This is a genomic window from Actinomadura terrae, assembly GCF_022751215.1.
GTDB classification, from domain to species: Bacteria; Actinomycetota; Actinomycetes; order Streptosporangiales; family Streptosporangiaceae; genus Spirillospora; species Spirillospora terrae.
In genome coordinates, this window is record NZ_JAICDG010000002.1 from 1,655,979 (window position 1) to 1,670,973 (window position 14,995).

Below are 14,995 nucleotides of genomic sequence, written 5' to 3' on the forward strand. Positions count from 1 at the left end.
GCGTTGGCCCGGCAGGGGGGCCTTGCGCGGTGTGCCGCGCCTGCGCGGCGGCCTCGCCATGCGCGCCCGCCTGCCCCTGCGGGCCGGACGCTTTCTGCACGCCGAGTCCGTCCTGCGCGGCTGTCTCTTCTGGACCGGCGGAGTGGCCTTGTGTGGAGTGCGGCGCGTGTGTGGTGGACGCCCCGGGTGCGGGGGGCTGCCCCGGTGTGCTGAGTCCGTCCCGCGCGGGCGCTGGCCCGGTGGGCTGCTCCTGGGGGCCGGACGCGCCTGGTGCGCTGAGGCCGTCGTGCCGGGGCTGCTGCCCTTGTGCGGCTGCCTCTTCCGGTCCGGTGGGGTGGCCTTGTGTGGTGGACGGGCCGGGTGTGGGGGGCTGTCCCTGCGCGCTGTGTGGCGTGCCCGGCTCGTCCGGCGCGGGGGGCTGCTCCGGCGCGCTTAGTCCATTCCGTGCGGAGCCCGGCACGGCGGGGAGTCCTTGCGCGGTGGCCTCGCCATGCGCGGCGGGCTGCTCCTGCGGGACGGATGGTCCATGTGCGCTGAGTGCACCTTGCGCGCGGGTCTGCTCCGGCCCGGCGAGGTGGCCTTGCTTGCCGTGCTGCTCCTGCGCACCGGGCAGCTCCGGTGCGCTGGAGTCCGTTTGCGTCGCATGTCGTCCCTGCGCGCCTGCCTCGTCCTGGGCGGCGTACGGTGCCTGCGGACCGGGCTGACCTGGTGTGAGGTGTTGGCCCGGTGCGGTGGACGGGCCGCCATCTTGCGGGCGGGTCTGCTCCGGCCCGGCAAGAGGGGGTTGCGCGGCGTGCTGCGCCTGCGCGGGGACGTTGCCGTGCGCGATGGGGTGGTCTTGGGCGGCGGGCTGGCTTGGTGCGTTCGAAGGTGCGGCGTGCCGGGGCTGGGGGGCCGGGGCCTCGGGGAGGGCGGGGCGGCCCACCTGGGGTGGACGGACGTCGCCCTCCGCCACCTGGCGGACGAACCACGCGGGCATGCGGGCCTCGATGGGGAGGGGCGCGCCATGTCCGGCGGGGACGTCGACGGCGAGCCACCAGCGGCCGTCCGGCCAGGCTTCGGCCAGGTCGCGGAAGCGCAGCGTCATGTAGTGCCGGTAGGCCGGGCTGAGGCAGGCGTGCATCGCCGCGGGCGAGGTGTAGACCAGCACGTGGACGCGGCCGTCCTCCTCGTGGAGGGGCCACGACGGGTGGGACGTGTTCGCCAGCAGGTCGTCGACCGCGCCCGGCGGGACGGGAACGAGAAGTTCACTGTCGGCCAGGAGGCGGAAGTAGCCCTCCTGGTCCCCGGTCCGGACGCTCTCCTGAAGTCGGCGCTCCAGTTCCGACGTGGGTCGCCAGGCGTCGGCCACGGTCGGCACCCCCTGTTTCTGTCTTGCTGTCCCCGACCCGCGGCAGCGGGAAGCCGCGCGACTGCCTACGCTACATGGGTGAACAGGACCAATCGCCCGCGTCGGAGAGTTCGCTGGTCAGACGGGTGAGCGCGGCGAGCAGGCGGTCGATGTGCTCCACGGTGGTGCCGATCCCGAAGCTCGCGCGGACGGCGGATCCGTCGTTGTCGACGCCCTCGGCCGACAGCAGGTGCCGGACGAACGGATGCGCGCAGAACTTACCGTCGCGGACGCCGATGCCGTGCCGTCCCGACAGGGCCAGCGACACGTCGCGGGCGGCGAGGCCGTCCACGGTGAAGGAGACGATGCCGACGCGCGGGCCGCCGCCCCACAGGGTGAGTTCGCGGACGCCGGGGATCGCGGCGAGGCCGGAGCGCAACCGGGTGAGGAGGCGCTCCTCGTGGGCGGCGAGGTCGCTCCAGTGCGGGGCGAGGGCGTCGCAGGCGGCGGCGAGGGCGATGGCGCCGAGGACGTTGGGGGTGCCCGCCTCGTGGCGCTGCTCGGCGCCGGACGCCCAGCGGACGGTGGAGGTGACGGACGCGCTGGCCCCGCCGCCCTTCAGGTACGGTTCGGCGGCGCGCAGCCAGTCGGCGCGTCCGGCGAGGACGCCCGCGCCGAACGGCGCGTAGAGCTTGTGGCCGGAGAACGCGACGTAGTCGAGGTCGAGCGCGGTCATGTCGAGCGGGCGGTGCGGGACGAGTTGCGCCGCGTCCACGGCGATGCGGGCGCCGTGCTCGTGCGCGACGCGGGCGAGTTCGCCGATCGGCCACAGTTCGCCGGTGACGTTGGACGCGGCGGTGACGACGAGCAGCCGGGGGCCGGTGGGCGCGGCGGCGAGAGCGCGGTCCGCGAGCGTGATGGCCTCGGCGGGCGTCGCGGGGGCGGGCAGCCGGACCGGCCGCCGCCACGGCAGCAGCGACGCGTGGTGCTCCGTCTCGAACGTGACGACGGTCGTGCGGGGCGGGACGGCGTGCGCGAGCAGGTTCATCGCGTCGGTGGTGTTGCGGGTGAACACGACGGCGGCGCGCCGCCACGCGCCGAGGAACACGCGCACGGTTTCGCGGGCGTTCTCGTACGCCTCGGTCGTCACCTGGGACGCGTGCCCCGCGCCGCGGTGGACGCTGCTGTAGTACGGCAGCGCGCGGGTGACGGCCTCGTGCACCGCCTCCAGGCAGGGGGCGGACGCGGCGTAGTCGAGGTTGGCGTAGGGGACGCGGCGTCCGTCGTCCAGCGGGACGAGGGAGTCGGCGCCGATCACATTGGGTCGAACCCCGACCCCCGATCGGGACGTCACAGAAAAGGTCGGACGGACGGCGGCGGGGGTGAGCGTGGACACAGGAAGCCTTCCGGGGTCAGGGACCCCGCGAAGGGTGGGGCCCGCGCTTGCCGGGCGCGTTCTCGCGCTCGGCCAGGTCCTCACCCGGGGCACCCCATCGCGGACGAAGGGTTGCCGGCCAGCGAGCCGGGGCTTGGCGCTGGCGCTCATGACCTAATGCGGAAGTATATGCGGAGCCTTACGGGGATCAAAGGGGAGGATGCGATGCGGTACCGGGTGGGTGGGGTGCTGGCCGCGGTGCTGCTCGGCGCGTCGAGCGCGTGCGGGGTGCTGAGCGGCGGCGGCGACACCGGGAAGGTGTGCGCCGATACCAAGCAGGCGTTCCAGCAGTACGTGACGCGGGTGCGGAGTGTGTCGGCGGCCGAACCCGGCCAGTGGCGGGAGGCCACCGGGCAGCTCGCCGGACGCCTGGACGGCCTCGCGGGCAAGACCGACGACGCCGCGCTCAAGAAGGCGTTGAAGACGGAGGCGGACCGGCTGCGTTCGGCGGCCACGGCGGTCGGCACGGGCGACGCGTCCCAGCTGAACGCCGCGATGAACGAGGCCCCCGCACAAATCGGCAAGGCCTGCGACTAACGCGAAGTCCGAAGCGCAAATCCGAGGTCCGAATCCGAGGTCCGAAGCGCGGAGAGCGAAGCGCAGGGGACCGAGGCGCGCAGATCGAAGTCCTAGGCGCGAAGTCCGGGGCGCGGGGTCCGAAGCGTGGAGAGCGAGGTGGGGCCCGGTCTTTGGAAGGCCGGGCCCCCGTTTTGTGGGTTAGGCGTTGAAGCCTGGGCGGGTCGGGCCGCCTCCGCCGCCGTCTCCGCCGTCGCCCCCACCACCGTCTCCGCCGTCGCCGCCACCGTCGCCTCCGCCGTTGCCGCCGCCCGGGGGTTCGGGCTCGTGCGTGGGGATGCGGGTGGGCGGGACGGGGATCTCGGGGGTGTCCGGCCTGGTGGTCGGCGTCTCACGGGGGCGGACGGGCGTGCGCGGCTCCACCGGGCCGCCGGGGTTCGGGAACACCGGGCCGCCGTCGCCGCCGCCCGGCGTCTCCGAGGGCGAGCCGAACTCCTTCTGCTCGTAGCCCTTGATGTTGACCGCGTCGCTCATGTAGGAGTTCCAGATCTGCGCGGGCAGCTGGCCGCCGTACGCGCCGTATCCGGGAATGTTGAGCGGCTTGTTGTCGGTCCGGAACATCGCGACCGACGTCGCCATCTGCGGGATGAACCCGTTGAACCAGATCGCGCGGCCCTGGTCGGTGGTGCCGGTCTTGCCCGCGACCTCGCGGCCGTCGGGGAGCTGCGCGGCGCGTCCCGTGCCGCCCTGGACGACCTGCTGCATCGCGTAGGTCGCGTCCCGCGCGGTGCGGGTGCTGAACGCCCGGTCGCCCTTCTCGGAGAACGTGCGCTTCTCGCCCTCGTCGTCGGTCACCGACTTGACCACGTAGGGCGTCTTGTGGACGCCCTCGGCCGCGAACGTCGCGTACACCCCGGCCTGCTGGACGGGGTGCAGCGACACCACGCCGAGCGGGAAGGACGGCGCGGCGCGCTGCGCGGGCGACATCTGCTCGGCGGGGATGCCCATCTTCTCGGCCATCTCGGCGATGCGGCGGGTGCCGATGTCCTGGCCGAGGTTGACGTAGGCGGTGTTGATCGAGTGCTCGGTGGCGGTGACGAGGTCGACCTGCCCGAAGTTCTCGCCGCTGTCGTTCTCGATCGGATGGCCGTTGTAGTACTGCGGCGAGCTGCCGTCGTAGGAGCTGCTGAGGCTCTTGCCGTTCTCCAGCGCGGCGGCGAGCGCGATGGGCTTGAAGCCCGACCCGACCTGCGCGGTGTCGTAGAAGGCGCTGCTGGCCATCTCCGAGAGGTAGTCGCGGCCGCCGTAGAACGCCAGGACCTGCCCGGTGGACGGGTCGACCGACACGACCGCCGTGCGGATGCGCTTGCTCATCCCGTCCGGGGCGTTGGCGGTCACAGCGCGGCGCGTCGCGTCCATCAGCCGCCGGTCGAACGTCGTAGTGATCTTGAGCCCGCTGCGGTTGATCTCGTCCTCGCTGTAGCCGCGGCGCTCGATGAGCTCCTTCTTGGCCACGTTGACCATGTAGCCCTTCTGGCCCTTGAGGATGTCGGTGATCTTCTGGTTGACCGGCGCGGGGAACCGCATCGCGGCGGCCTGCGCGGGGGTCACCGCGCCGTCCCGGACCATGTTCGCGACGACCGCGTGCCAGCGCTGCTCGGCGTAGGTGCGGCGCGCGCCGCTCGGGTCGGAGAAGTTGCTCGGCTGCTGGATCGCGGCGGCGAGGTAGGCGCCCTCGGCCGGGGTCAGCTCGGAGACGTCCTTGTTGTAGTAGGCCTTGGCGGCGGCCTGCACGCCGTAGGCGTCGCGTCCGAAGTAGATCGTGTTGAGGTACTGCTCCAGGATCCAGTTCTTGGACTTCTCCCGGCCGACCTTCAGGGAGACCATGATCTCCTTGAGCTTGCGGGTGACCGACCGCTCCTTGCCGATGCCGCCGTAGTAGTTGCGGACCATCTGCTGGGTGATCGTGGACCCGCCCTGGAGCTGCTCGCCGGTCACCGTGGACCAGAACGCGCGCCCCGTCCCCTGCACGGAGACGCCCGGGTCCTCGTAGAAGCTGCGGTTCTCGGCCGCGATCACCGCGTTCCGCACGCCCGGGGGGATCTTGTCGAGCGTGACCGCGTCGCGGTTGACGCCCGTCTTGGCGATCAGCGTCTTGCCGTCGGAGTAGTAGAACGCCGGGCCCTGCGCGACGGCCTGCTCCTGCGGGGAGGGCACCGGCGTGAACAGGTAGGCGATGGCGAACGCGCCGACGAAGAAGCCGATGAGCCCGAGCAGGGTGAACAGGATCCGCCGCGCGTAGCGGACCTTGCGGCTGCGCGTCTTCTTGGGCTTCCGGCCGCCCTTGCCGCCTTTGCCGGGACGTTCGGCGGCCGGGGCGGGCGGCCCGGTTCGTCCGGGCGTTTCCGACATGGCGGCTGTCTCCTCGGGCACCTTCTCGGACTTCTCGGGTTCTTCGACCTTCTTCTCGGACGACTCGGACGACTCGGACGACTCGCCGTCCGCGTCCTCGACGTCCTCGTCGGCCGGTTCCTCGGGTGACTTCTGGTGGTTCAGGGGCTTTTCTGGGACGGAGGTTTCGTCGTCCCCCTCGTCCGGGACGGGGGTTTCGGCGGCCTTGTGCCCGTTTCGAGATATGTGGTCGTCGCCGGAAATCGCGCCGTCGCCGGCCGAATCGTCGTCGCCGTCCTCCCGGTCACGGGCGGTGGCCGTCACCTCGGCGCCACTGTCTTCCGGCGGCGTGGTCACACTGTCGTCGCGATTCTTTTCGCCCGGCCCGCCGGGCTCGTCGCCCTCAGGACCCTTTCTGCCGATGCTCACAAGCCCCCCGTGACTAATGCGTTACAGACGATACCCGAGGGCGTCCATGCGTTGGGCGGCTCCGATCCAAGGCGATCGCGGCACACGCTCGGGCTCACCGTCGCTCCCATTAGGAGGACGACCAGTGAGCCCGCGAGGTTGTCGTGACGGACATCGCAAAAGCCGCGAGACCCCCGCTCCGGGCCTCGCATGACATAGCGGAGAACACCGGACGGCGCGAGCGTGAACGCACGCCGCAAACCGTCCTGAAGCCTTTCTGAAGGTCCCCTGAACGCGCGCCCCGGGAACGCGAAGAGCGGCGGGGCGCCCGCCGGGTGCCCCGCCGCTCTCAGGCGATCCGCCGGACGGCCTACTTCACGACCTTGGCGAGGATGTCGACGATGAACACCAGCGTGTCGGTGCCCTTGATCCCGGCCTGGGCGTTGCCCTTCTTGCCGTAGCCCTCCTCGGGCGGCAGCACGAGCATCAGGCGGCTGCCGACCTTCGCGCCGGTCAGCCCCTTGTCGAAGCCCGGGACGGTGCCGCCGGTGCCGATCGGGAACTTGGCGGGCTGGCCGTTGGTGAAGCTGGAGTCGAAGACCTTGCCGCCGTTCCAGAGCTGCCCCTGGTAGTTGACGATCGCCTCGTCGCCCTTGGCGAGCGCCGGGCCGGTGCCCTGGACGAGGGTCTTGGCCTGGAGCTTGGCGGGCGCGTCCTCCTTGGGCATCGTGACCTTCGGGGCCTTGCCGGCGCCTTGGTCCTCGACCTTGGGGAGCTTCTTGTCGTCGAGCTTCTGCGCGGCGCCCTGCGGGGCCTGGTTCTTGTGGATGGTGGCCTGCACGTCCACGACGAACACAATCGAGTCGTTCTTGCCGAGGCCGAGCTGGGAGCCCTGCTCGCCGAAGCCCATGGACGGCGGGATCTCCAGGATCACGCGGCTGCCCACGGTCTGCCCGAGCAGGCCCTTGTCGAGGCCCTTGACGCCGCTCTTGCCGACCTCCAGCGGGCGGTCGGGCTGGCCCTGCTGCTGCTGGTAGGACGAGCCGAGCTGCTTGCTGGTGCTCTTGTCCTTGGAGTCGTCGGAGGACGTCGTCTTCGACCACTGGTAGAAGACGTACTTGACGTACATGCTGTCGCCGTTGGCGATCGCGGGTCCGGTGCCCTTGATCGCGGTGGTCACCTTGAGCTCGTCCGCCGGTTCGAGGCTCTTGGGGATCTTCACCTTCGGCTCGACCGCGAACTTCCCGCTCACCGACAGCTCGGGGCCGGGACGGGTGACCCAGTAGGCGGTGCCGCCGACGACGAGGGCCAGCGCGACGACGACCCCGGCGACCCCGGCGTAGCGTCGTTTGCGGGCCTGCGCGGCGGTCAGCCCGGACGGGCGGGAGGGTCCACTGCCGCGCCCCGCGCTGATGCCGTGCGGGGTGAACTCCGGGCTGCGGATGCTCTTGGCGGCCGGGATCTTCGCCTTCGCCTTGACCGCCGGCTCGCCCCGGGGCTTGTCATCCTCGGACATGTTTCCTCACTCGCTCCGGGTTCGACGACATCACGAACTGTGCCACCCTTCCACCACCGGTCTAAGCACAGCGTGAAAACCGAGCAAAGGTGGCCGACCCGCAATCTACCGGTCAAAACCATGGCCGGTGCTGGTCCGGGAGGGCGCATGGCAGGGGAACGGGAGCCGTCAGGATACTCGCGTCGGACGGTTCGCTCACGTCCCCGGACGAGCGCCCGCGGCGGCGATCAAGGGCGTGCGCCCCGCGACGTGGGCATGTCCGCGTCCCGGGGCGTCCTTCGCCTACCGAATATCACACAGAGTCACTGATCGGCGCCACCCGGCGCGGCGGTGCGGCGGGCGAGGAGGCGGCGCTTGGCGCCGCCGGGCACGTCGCCCTGTTCGAGCACGGTGAACCCGGCGGGCAGCAGCGCGGCCGGTTCGCCCTCGGCCAGGCACCATTCGGCGCGCAGCGACGGACGGGCGCGCCGTGCCGCCTCGGTGAGCGCCTCCCAGCCCAGCAGCCCGCCCGGCGCGACGGCGCGGGCGGCGGGTCCGAACAGCGCGCGGTCCCAGTAGCCGGTGCACAGGACGAGCGCGAAGGCGTCCGCCGGAGGACGCCACACCTCCAGGTCGGCCTCCTCGACCGAGATCCGCTCGGAGAGGCCGTCCCGGCGGGCCGCGGCGGCGAGCCGGGCGAGCGCGACGCCGGAGATGTCCACGGCGCGGACGTCGCGTCCGGCGCGGGCGGCCAGCAGCGCGCTCCCGGACGGACCGGACGCGAGGTCGAGCACCGGGCCGTCCGGCAGCGGCAGTGCCAGCGCCCGCTCCGCCAGCGGATGCGCCGCCGGCTCCGTGGTGCCCTCGCACGCGGCGCCCTCGTACTTGGCGTTCCACCGCTCCCGGTCCGCGTCGCTCACGCCCCGACCCTATAAGGGCCGCCCGCGCGGCGTCCGATCAGCGGCGCTCGGCGGTGAGGAGGATGAACATGGCGGTCGGGAAGCCCTTCCGCCACCAGGGGTCGTGGTCGAGCTGCTCTTCCGTTGGACGGGGTTCGCGCAGGTCGGTGATGACGAAACCGGCGTCGCGGAGCGTTCCAGAGTAGTACTCCAGCGGCCGGAGCCAGGATGTGATCATCGAAGGGGAGACGAGCCCGTCCACCACGAAGTGCTGGTCGACGCCCCGGGTGACGAAGTATTCGGACGCCGGGACGGAGGTCAGCGAGCCGAGCTCGGAGTCCTTGACGTAGAAGCAGGGGTGCAGGGTGAGGATGACCAGCCGCCCGCCGGGCCGCAGCACCCGGCCGAACTCGTGGATCGCGGGCGTCGGGTCGTGCAGGTGGCTGAACAGGTGGTTGCAGACGACGACGTCGAACAGGCCGTCGGCCAGCGGCATGTCGTTGACACTCGCGCAGACGAACGACAGCGACCCGCCGGGCGCGGCGGACGGCAGGCTCCCGGCCGCGTCGACCAGCCCCCACGCGGCGTCGATCAGGCCCTGGCAGGCGTCGAGGCCGACGACGCGCGCCCCCCGGGCGGCCAGCGCCCGCGCGAGGTAGCCCTCGCCGCACCCGGCGTCCAGGACCCGCTGGCCCGCGCACTCGCCGACCGCCTCCGTGACGGCCCGGTCGGTCAGTTCGGTGCGGTACCGGTCCCGGCCCTCCCGGATGATCTTCACCCAGTAGGCGGAGTTGTCCTGCCATCGCCGTCGCGTCATGTCCTCGATGGCTCGCGCCCGGTGGTCCACCAAATCCCCTTCCCGCGGCATGGGGTCAGGCCATGCCCTTGAGCCGCCGCACCAGTTCGTTGACCGTGCGGCGGATTCGTCTGTCCCGGCAGTCGGCGCAACGCAGTTCCAGCGCGAGGATCAGCTCGGTCAGCTTTCCGCCGAACGTGGGGTCGCGTTTGAGCGCCAGCGGGATATAGGTCGACGCCAGGTAGTACACGTAGGCGTCGTTGTAGGTCGTGATCTCCCGCAGGACCTCCCGCGCCGTGTTGCGCAGCGGAAGGGAACTCGGCAGCGTGAAGTCGGAGCTGAGCCGCCCGTCCCGCGAGTAGGTCGGGAACGACCATTCCTCCAGCGCCGCGTAGACGGGCATCGCCTCGAGCTGCAACCGGTACCGCTCGGCGAGGTCGAAGTCGCCGGTGCTGATCAGCGCGCCCATCACGACGCCGCGCATCATGAACGCGGCCTGCCGACCGGGGACCTCGAAGCCGAGTTCGGCGTCCATGGTCCCGGTCACTTTGCTGACCTGGTGCGTGAGGATGTTCAGCGCCAGGATCGAGTGGAAGGAGTAGGTCTTGCGGTTCAGCCTCGGCGCCAGTTCGACCGACGACTCGAACAGCGGCTGCGGGTCGGTGAGGAGCCCGTGGCCCGGTTCGACGGAGTAGAGCGACTCCAGGGCGCGGTCCTGCTCGCGGCCCCAGAAGCGGGCGATGAAGGACGAGACCTTCTGGGTCGCCTCGCCGCGCACGATGTGGAGCGCGGCCTCAAGGGCGTTCAGCAGGTGCTGCTGGGCGACCGTGGACGACTCGAACGTGTCGAGGTCGACCGTGAGGCCCTCGGCGCTCAGCTCGGCGACGAGCACGTCGCGGCGTTTCCGGATGGCGTGCGCCATCGAGTACTCCGCGATTCCCGGCACCGACGACATGAGGCTTTGCAGCGACCGGCCGCTGACCCGGTCGAGCCATTCGGTGTTGTCCCACAGCCGGAATATCGTGCTCTCGTCCAGCCCGGAGAAGGCCGCGACGTCGGACATGTTGAGACCCATGTCCTTGGTGATTTCCGAGAGGGACTTCGGCGCGCCGTCCGGTGCCATCACTCGCCCTACAGCCTGGACTTGGTGGAACTCCGATCGTAGCGAAGCGCCAGGCAAGCCGAACGGCTCGGCGGAGGATGCCTCCGGCGGGTGTCCCGGTCCGGGGGCCGCTGTCTGTTTCGGTGTCCGATGGAGCGGCGGCGCCTTCCTTGGGGGCCGGGTCGGAGGCGGGGAGGGCAGATGGTCACCGTGAAGGTGGAGGGTCCCGGGTGCCGCGCACGTCCCCTCGTCCACGGCGGGTTCGGCCCGCCCATGCGCGACCACCACGGGATCCACCTCGGCGCCGCCCGGCCCAGGAGACCTGGAGGCGCCGGTCCCGCCGCCGGTGACGAGGTCACCCGTCCCGGCGGCGCGGGGGGTCATGGCAACCGCCACCCTTCCCGGACGGCCATGCCGAACCAGAACGTGGAGGTCCCGTTGCGGTTGCGGTGCGTCCCGTGGTCGACCGAGAGCGCGCGGATCAGAACCAGCCCCCGCCCGTGGTTCTGCAACGGCTCCTCGGGGGTGCGCTGCGGGCCGGGCTGCCCGCCGCCGTCGGTGACCTCGATCCGGACGAACCGGTCGATGTGCAGCGCCGACAGCATGACGGTCCCGTCCCGGCGCGGCCGCGAGTACAGCACCGCGTTGGTGAGGGCCTCGCTGGTCAGCAGCTCCAGGTCGGCGAGGTCGGAGCGGTCCGCGCCGAAGTACTGGCCGACCAGCTCGCGGATGTAGGAGCGGCCGAGCCGGACGGCGGCCGGTGTCGCGGCGAGGTCGACCTCGCCGAGGAGGCGCCCGAACGACTTTCCGTTGTTCCAGGCGGACGATGATGCGAGCTCCAGCGAGGGAGCGGGCGCGGGGGCCGGTGCCAGGACCGGCGTCCCCGACCACGCGTCTGGTGCGTTCATGGCAGCGACGGCTTCACGTCTCCGTGTCGGGCTGTAGGCGAACATGTGTCCAATGGCCTGCTGGGTGTCGGGCATCGGCGCTTGCGTTCGCGGGCCGGGCGACGGCGCCCGCCCCGCACGACAGCCACCCTGACGCACCGTCCCCCGTCCGGTCACCGACGCTTGCACGCGCGCAAGGGCCTTGCGGCACGCTGCGGCGGGTCACGCCACGTCGTTGATCCGCGACGTGGCGCCCATCAGCCGTGTCGCCCGGACGTGGCGGCCCCCGTGCCGGTCGCGGTGCCGGTCGCCGCGCCGGTCGTCGGGGATGTCCGGAGTCGCTGAGCTGGGGTTTCGGACAACTCCCGGGCCCCGTAGACCTGGGATCGGACCGGCGCGGGGCCGGTCGGGGACGAGGGGAGCGGCCGGTGAGGTTCAGCGTGCTGGGGACGCTGGAGGCGCGGGACGAGGACGGGGCGGTCGAGCTGTCGCCGAAGCTGCGGGACCTGCTCGCGCTCCTGCTGTGCGCGCCGAACACGGCGGTCTCCGCCGAACGGCTGGTCGGCGGGCTGTGGGGGGACGCGGCGCCAAGATCGGCGCGCACGACGCTGCGCGGCTACGCCAGCCATCTGCGCCGCGCGTTGGGTGAGGATCGTCTTACCTTCCGGTCAGGGGGTTATGTCTTCCTCGTCCGGGACGGGGAACTCGACGCCGCGCGCTTCACCGACCTCGCCGGGACGGGACGCCGGGCCGTCGCGGACGGCGACCACGAACGCGGCGCCGCGCTGCTGCGCGAGGCGGCGGCGCTGTGGCGGGGCGTCCCCTTCGACGGGCAGGACCATCTCATCGTTGTCCGCAGGGAGGCGATGCGGCTCACCGAGCTCCGGCTCGCCGCGACCGAGGCGCGGGTCGACGCCGACCTCGCGCTCGGCCGCCACGCCGACCTCGTCGGGGAGCTGCGCTGCGTCGTGGTCGACGACCCGTTCCGCGAGCGCCCCCGCGCGCAGCTGATGCTCGCCCTCTACCGTCTCGGCCGGGCCGCCGAGGCACTGGAGGTGTACCGGGAGACGCGCGCGCTGTTCGCCGCCGAGCTGGGCCTGGACGTCAGCCCGGCGCTGCGGGCGCTGGAGCACGCGATCCTGAGCCACGACCTTGCGCTCAGTCATGATCACGCACTCGGTCACGACCCCACCCTCAGCCCCGCACCCGGTACACGCTGAGCGCCGCCGCGCCGTCCTGACCTGTTCGCGCGTCCCGGCCGGGCGTGGTCAGGACGGCGAGGCCGCCGCCGAGCGCGACCGGGGCGCCCGGCAGGTCCTCGGCGATCGTGCGTCCGGCCGCGTCCAGGAGTGGGAACCGCGCGGTCCCGCCGGGCGGCGCCGGACGGGTCGCGGCGAGCCACGGCCCGAGCGCGCGGAACGCGGTCAGCCCGGCGGTCCGGGGCAGGTCGTTGATCCGGGCGGTGCCGTCGCCGGTCTCGATCGTGACGGCGTGCTCGCCGACGCCGGTGTAGTCGCCCTGCCCGGTACGGCACACGACGAGCGCGCCGGTGCCGCCGCAGCCGCTCAGCCGCGCGCCCGTCCGCGCCAGCTCGCGTCCGGTGGCCCGGTCGAGGATGGCGGCGCCGTCGCCCACCGCGACGACGAGCGCCCGTTCGTCCGCGTACTGGAGCCTCGGGTCGCGGTAGCGGCCGCCGGTGCGCCATTTCTGCTTCCCGTCGGACGCGGCGTAGGCGATGAGGTCGGTGTGCGGCTCCACCCCGTACTTCTCCGCCTTCCCGAGGCGCGCCGCGATCACGAGGTCGCCCGCGAGGTCGAGCTCCGGGACGACCCCGGCCCGGCGCCACAGCTCGCGCCGCGTGGACGTGGCGAACGCGATCGTCTGCTCGCGCTCGCCGCCGTCCCCGAGATCTGCGCCGTAGTCCGTCACCCGGACGACGAACGTCGCGTCGCCGACCGCGTACAGGTTCACGCCGTCGCCGGAGACGGCCTTCTTCCACCGGACATGGCCGTCTTTGAGAGAAAGCGCCGCGATTCCCTGCGAATCCGAACCCTCGTGATTGACCAGGCTCAACGTCTCGCCGCCCACGTGCGCGAGGTCGGGGAGGCCGAGCGAGGCGATGCGGTCGCCGCCGCCGAGGGAGTCGCCGGTGCGCTTGCTCCAGCGGACCTTGCCGGTTCGCGCGTCGGCGGCGACATGGCGGCGGTCGTCGGAGTCGTCCGGATCGGTGCCGGAGATCAGGACGGTGTCGCCGTCCAGCACCGCGTTCGAGATGCCGCGAAATGTGCCCGGCTTCGTCGTCCAGAGCGGGCTCGCCTCGACCCGCAACGGCTTCTGCGAGGGCGTCGCCTGGGCGGGCTCGTCCGGCCTGCCGGTCTCGGACGCGCCGTACATCACGAGCCCGTCGTCCAGGCGGCGCTTGACGAGGAACGCGGCGAAGCGGTCGGAGATCGCGGCGGTCCGTCCGGGCGGCGTCGCGTCGAGGCCGTTCCCGGCGCGGTCGGCGACCACGCCCGCGCGGCCGTCCCCGTCGAGCGCGCGGCTCGCGAGGACGCGGTCGCGCCACACCGCGTCCGCCTCGACCGACGAGGCGTCCTTGAACAGCGTCTTCTTCGCGGTGAACGGACGGCCGCCTCCCGGCCGGATCGTCACCAGCCGTCCCGTGTACCCGGCGCAGGCGATCAGCGTCCGGCGGTCGTCCACGCAGCCGGCGGGCTCCTCCTCCGTCGTCGACTCCGGTGCCAGCGACGCGGCCCGGACGCGTCCGGTCGCCGAGTCGAGCGCCATCGTCCGGACCCGCGTGGACGGCCCGCCCGCGATCTGCTCCTGAACGCTGACCACGGCGGTGCCACCGGCCGCCGCCTGAACGTGCGCGCCCTTGGAGGCCCCCGCGAGGTCCCAGCGCTTGCGCCCCGTCATCAGGTCGAGCCCGAAGACGGCGGTGCCGTCCCGCACCTCCCTCGGTTTCCACGGCTCGCCCCCGGCGCTCTCGCCGAGCACCGTGCCGCCGTCGATTCGGAAGGCCCAGCCGTCCTTGTGCTCCCACAGCCTGCGGCCGCCCGCCGCGTCGAACGCGACCGTCCGCAGGCGGAACTGCCCGGACGACCGCACGCTGGCCAGGACCACGCGTCCGTCGGCGGCGAGCAGCCTGGTCTCCTGCTTGCGGTCATAGTCGTCGGCGTCACGGAACAGAGCCTGCTTCCACAGGACGTGCCCGTCCTTCCCCGACAGCGCGGCCACCCCGCGTTCCTCGCCGTCGGGCCCCTTCGCGTACTGGACGACCACCGACCAGCCCCCGGGCGCCGCGTTCGCGTCCGCGAGGACGGGCGCGCCCGTCAGGCCCTGGACGCCCTCGGCGTCCGGCGGCCCGTCGTAGGCGACGGCGCCGTCGCCGCCGAGGAGCGGGCTGCCGCCGTCCACCGCCCAGGGGATCGTTCCGGTCCTGGCGTCGGCGACGACCAGCCGTCCCGCCGCGGCCGACCGCCCGGTGACGACGGCCGCGCCCCCGCGCAGTTCGACCCCGTCGACGTCCGTCATCGCGAGCGTCCGCTCGTCCCACAGGGGGTTCCGTCCGAACGCGAGGGACCGGGGATGCGCCTCCCCCCTTGGAAGTGCCGCCGTGGCCGGGCCGTCCCCCCGCGACCTCACCACGACGATCACCGTGAGCAGCAGCAGGGCCGCGGCGACCGCGCCGATCGCGCCCACCCGTCCCCGCAACCGCCCTCGGCTCATCCCC

General features: G+C 72.6%; 10 protein-coding genes, 1 pseudogene and 1 riboswitch. Of the genes and pseudogenes, 2 read left to right on the forward strand and 9 right to left on the reverse strand.

From position 1 onward, the window contains the following. Positions 1–1,003: 1,003 nt before the first annotated feature. A pseudogene (locus tag K2F47_RS41740) lies at positions 1,004–1,360 on the reverse strand (SseB family protein); the annotation flags it as partial. A 61-nt stretch (positions 1,361–1,421) separates the two neighbouring features. Next, on the reverse strand, positions 1,422–2,648 hold the full coding sequence (locus K2F47_RS17630) for an aminotransferase class V-fold PLP-dependent enzyme (protein WP_308198424.1): 1,227 nt from the start codon (positions 2,646–2,648) through the stop codon (positions 1,422–1,424). A gap of 116 nt (positions 2,649–2,764) precedes the next feature. Further along, positions 2,765–2,880, reverse strand: a riboswitch (SAM riboswitch). A 50-nt stretch (positions 2,881–2,930) separates the two neighbouring features. Here K2F47_RS17630 and K2F47_RS17635 point away from each other — a divergent pair. After that, positions 2,931–3,302 (forward strand): DUF8711 family protein, encoded by a 372-nt coding sequence (locus tag K2F47_RS17635; RefSeq protein WP_242904664.1) that lies wholly within the window; start codon positions 2,931–2,933, stop codon positions 3,300–3,302. A gap of 180 nt (positions 3,303–3,482) precedes the next feature. On the opposite strand, the gene K2F47_RS17640 is transcribed toward K2F47_RS17635, so the two are convergent. From K2F47_RS17640 to K2F47_RS17665, 6 genes are all read right to left on the reverse strand, one after another. Beyond that, a complete protein-coding gene (locus K2F47_RS17640; RefSeq protein ID WP_242904666.1) occupies positions 3,483–6,101 on the reverse strand; it encodes a transglycosylase domain-containing protein in 2,619 nt (872 codons plus the stop codon). A gap of 349 nt (positions 6,102–6,450) precedes the next feature. Next, positions 6,451–7,596, reverse strand: coding sequence for an FKBP-type peptidyl-prolyl cis-trans isomerase (locus tag K2F47_RS17645; RefSeq protein ID WP_242904668.1), 1,146 nt, complete (start codon positions 7,594–7,596; stop codon positions 6,451–6,453). 302 nt (positions 7,597–7,898) lie between these two features. After that, complete coding sequence (locus K2F47_RS17650) at positions 7,899–8,495, reverse strand: SAM-dependent methyltransferase (protein WP_242904670.1); 597 nt, start codon at positions 8,493–8,495, stop codon at positions 7,899–7,901. Between the two features lie 37 nt (positions 8,496–8,532). Continuing rightward, positions 8,533–9,291, reverse strand: a complete 759-nt coding sequence (locus K2F47_RS17655) for a class I SAM-dependent methyltransferase (RefSeq protein WP_242904672.1) — start codon at positions 9,289–9,291, stop codon at positions 8,533–8,535. A gap of 55 nt (positions 9,292–9,346) precedes the next feature. Beyond that, on the reverse strand, positions 9,347–10,393 hold the full coding sequence (locus K2F47_RS17660) for a hypothetical protein (protein ID WP_242904674.1): 1,047 nt from the start codon (positions 10,391–10,393) through the stop codon (positions 9,347–9,349). Between the two features lie 359 nt (positions 10,394–10,752). Further along, positions 10,753–11,280 carry an ATP-binding protein gene (locus K2F47_RS17665; protein ID WP_242904682.1) on the reverse strand — a complete coding sequence of 176 codons (528 nt, stop codon included), beginning with the start codon at positions 11,278–11,280 and terminating at the stop codon, positions 10,753–10,755. Between the two features lie 407 nt (positions 11,281–11,687). On the opposite strand from K2F47_RS17665, the gene K2F47_RS17670 reads away from it, so the two are divergent. After that, positions 11,688–12,479: an AfsR/SARP family transcriptional regulator gene (locus K2F47_RS17670; RefSeq protein WP_242904684.1), complete on the forward strand. Its 792-nt coding sequence runs from the start codon at positions 11,688–11,690 to the stop codon at positions 12,477–12,479. Here the strand turns inward: K2F47_RS17670 and K2F47_RS17675 are convergent. Next, a complete protein-coding gene (locus K2F47_RS17675; protein ID WP_242904686.1) occupies positions 12,454–14,991 on the reverse strand; it encodes an outer membrane protein assembly factor BamB family protein in 2,538 nt (845 codons plus the stop codon). The two genes, K2F47_RS17670 and K2F47_RS17675, sit on opposite strands and share 26 nt — an antisense overlap. Between the last annotated feature and the right edge of the window lie 4 nt (positions 14,992–14,995).

Bases quoted from the DNA above. Each gene is read 5' to 3' on its own strand.
- K2F47_RS17665 (WP_242904682.1), bottom strand. From the start codon at position 11,280: ATGAACGCACCAGACGCGTGGTCGGGGACGCCGGTCCTGGCACCGGCC.
- K2F47_RS17635 (WP_242904664.1), top strand. From the start codon at position 2,931: ATGCGGTACCGGGTGGGTGGGGTGCTGGCCGCGGTGCTGCTCGGCGCG.
- K2F47_RS17655 (WP_242904672.1), bottom strand. From the start codon at position 9,291: ATGACGCGACGGCGATGGCAGGACAACTCCGCCTACTGGGTGAAGATC.
- K2F47_RS17660 (WP_242904674.1), bottom strand. From the start codon at position 10,393: ATGGCACCGGACGGCGCGCCGAAGTCCCTCTCGGAAATCACCAAGGAC.
- K2F47_RS17675 (WP_242904686.1), bottom strand. From the start codon at position 14,991: ATGAGCCGAGGGCGGTTGCGGGGACGGGTGGGCGCGATCGGCGCGGTC.
- K2F47_RS17645 (WP_242904668.1), bottom strand. From the start codon at position 7,596: ATGTCCGAGGATGACAAGCCCCGGGGCGAGCCGGCGGTCAAGGCGAAG.